Raw genomic sequence first — 3,186 nt, 5'->3', positions numbered from 1 at the left:
GATGGTGAATGTTGATTTCTAGTCTTTGATTAGATCGTTCTTTAAAAATTTGGGTATGTGATAGAAAGATAGACTGAACGTTACTTTCACTGGTAACGGATCAGGCTAAGGTAAAATTTGTGAGTTACTCTGAATTGAGTATTATCGAATTTTCGGCGAATGTCGTCTTCACAGTATAACCAGATTGCTTGGGGTTATATGGTCAAGTGAAGAAGCGCATACGGTGGATGCCTTGGCAGTCAGAGGCGATGAAAGACGTGGTAGCCTGCGAAAAGCTTCGGGGAGTCGGCAAACAGACTTTGATCCGGAGATGTCTGAATGGGGGAACCCAGCCATCATAAGATGGTTATCTTAAGCTGAATACATAGGCTTAAGAGGCGAACCAGGGGAACTGAAACATCTAAGTACCCTGAGGAAAAGAAATCAACCGAGATTCCCTTAGTAGTGGCGAGCGAACGGGGACTAGCCCTTAAGTGGCTTTGAGATTAGCGGAACGTTCTGGAAAGTACGGCCATAGTGGGTGATAGCCCTGTACGCGAAAATCTCTTAGTCATGAAATCGAGTAGGACGGAGCACGAGAAACTTTGTCTGAATATGGGGGGACCATCCTCCAAGGCTAAATACTACTGACTGACCGATAGTGAACTAGTACCGTGAGGGAAAGGCGAAAAGAACCCCGGAGAGGGGAGTGAAATAGATCCTGAAACCGTATGCGTACAAGCAGTGGGAGCCCACTTTGTTGGGTGACTGCGTACCTTTTGTATAATGGGTCAGCGACTTATTTTCAGTGGCGAGCTTAACCGAATAGGGGAGGCGTAGCGAAAGCGAGTCTTAATAGGGCGTCTAGTCGCTGGGAATAGACCCGAAACCGGGCGATCTATCCATGGGCAGGTTGAAGGTTGGGTAACACTAACTGGAGGACCGAACCGACTACCGTTGAAAAGTTAGCGGATGACCTGTGGATCGGAGTGAAAGGCTAATCAAGCTCGGAGATAGCTGGTTCTCCTCGAAAGCTATTTAGGTAGCGCCTCATGTATCACTGTAGGGGGTAGAGCACTGTTTCGGCTAGGGGGTCATCCCGACTTACCAAACCGATGCAAACTCCGAATACCTACAAGTGCCGAGCATGGGAGACACACGGCGGGTGCTAACGTCCGTCGTGAAAAGGGAAACAACCCAGACCGTCAGCTAAGGTCCCAAAGTTATGGTTAAGTGGGAAACGATGTGGGAAGGCTTAGACAGCTAGGAGGTTGGCTTAGAAGCAGCCACCCTTTAAAGAAAGCGTAATAGCTCACTAGTCGAGTCGGCCTGCGCGGAAGATGTAACGGGGCTCAAACCATACACCGAAGCTACGGGTATCACGTAAGTGATGCGGTAGAGGAGCGTTCTGTAAGCCTGTGAAGGTGAGTTGAGAAGCTTGCTGGAGGTATCAGAAGTGCGAATGCTGACATGAGTAACGATAATGGGTGTGAAAAACACCCACGCCGAAAGACCAAGGTTTCCTGCGCAACGTTAATCGACGCAGGGTTAGTCGGTCCCTAAGGCGAGGCTGAAAAGCGTAGTCGATGGAAAACAGGTTAATATTCCTGTACTTCTGGTTATTGCGATGGAGGGACGGAGAAGGCTAGGCCAGCTTGGCGTTGGTTGTCCAAGTTTAAGGTGGTAGGCTGAGATCTTAGGTAAATCCGGGATCTTAAGGCCGAGAGCTGATGACGAGTTAACTTTTAGTTAACGAAGTGGTTGATGCCATGCTTCCAAGAAAAGCTTCTAAGCTTCAGGTAACCAGGAACCGTACCCCAAACCGACACAGGTGGTTGGGTAGAGAATACCAAGGCGCTTGAGAGAACTCGGGTGAAGGAACTAGGCAAAATGGCACCGTAACTTCGGGAGAAGGTGCGCCGGTGAGGGTGAAGGACTTGCTCCGTAAGCTCATGCCGGTCGAAGATACCAGGCCGCTGCGACTGTTTATTAAAAACACAGCACTCTGCAAACACGAAAGTGGACGTATAGGGTGTGACGCCTGCCCGGTGCCGGAAGGTTAATTGATGGGGTTAGCTAACGCGAAGCTCTTGATCGAAGCCCCGGTAAACGGCGGCCGTAACTATAACGGTCCTAAGGTAGCGAAATTCCTTGTCGGGTAAGTTCCGACCTGCACGAATGGCGTAACGATGGCGGCGCTGTCTCCACCCGAGACTCAGTGAAATTGAAATCGCTGTGAAGATGCAGTGTATCCGCGGCTAGACGGAAAGACCCCGTGAACCTTTACTATAGCTTTGCACTGGACTTTGAATTTGCTTGTGTAGGATAGGTGGGAGGCTTTGAAGCGTGGACGCCAGTCTGCGTGGAGCCAACCTTGAAATACCACCCTGGCAACTTTGAGGTTCTAACTCAGGTCCGTTATCCGGATCGAGGACAGTGTATGGTGGGTAGTTTGACTGGGGCGGTCTCCTCCTAAAGAGTAACGGAGGAGTACGAAGGTGCGCTCAGACCGGTCGGAAATCGGTCGTAGAGTATAAAGGCAAAAGCGCGCTTGACTGCGAGACAGACACGTCGAGCAGGTACGAAAGTAGGTCTTAGTGATCCGGTGGTTCTGTATGGAAGGGCCATCGCTCAACGGATAAAAGGTACTCCGGGGATAACAGGCTGATACCGCCCAAGAGTTCATATCGACGGCGGTGTTTGGCACCTCGATGTCGGCTCATCACATCCTGGGGCTGAAGCCGGTCCCAAGGGTATGGCTGTTCGCCATTTAAAGTGGTACGCGAGCTGGGTTTAGAACGTCGTGAGACAGTTCGGTCCCTATCTGCCGTGGACGTTTGAGATTTGAGAGGGGCTGCTCCTAGTACGAGAGGACCGGAGTGGACGAACCTCTGGTGTTCCGGTTGTCACGCCAGTGGCATTGCCGGGTAGCTATGTTCGGAATAGATAACCGCTGAAAGCATCTAAGCGGGAAACTAGCCTCAAGATGAGATCTCACTGGGACCTTGAGTCCCCTGAAGGGCCGTCGAAGACTACGACGTTGATAGGTTGGGTGTGTAAGCGCTGTGAGGCGTTGAGCTAACCAATACTAATTGCCCGTGAGGCTTGACCATATAACACCCAAGCAATTTGACTACTCGAAAGAGCATCAGATTGCGGTGTGTGAAGACGCAATGAACCGAAAGTTCGATGCTCACAAAACACCGA

The 3,186-nt window shown here is 50.6% G+C and carries 1 rRNA gene; it reads left to right on the top strand.

The features are described 5' to 3' along the window. The first annotated feature begins 200 nt into the window (after nt 1-200). Nucleotides 201-3,092: ribosomal RNA gene (locus HCF10_RS30910) — 23S ribosomal RNA — on the top strand. Nucleotides 3,093-3,186: the final 94 nt, after the last annotated feature.

Origin of the sequence: Pseudomonas sp. B14(2022) (assembly GCF_012030485.1) — a bacterium.
Classification (GTDB): Bacteria; Pseudomonadota; Gammaproteobacteria; order Pseudomonadales; family Pseudomonadaceae; genus Aquipseudomonas.
This window is presented reverse-complemented; position numbering and strand designations above follow the sequence as displayed.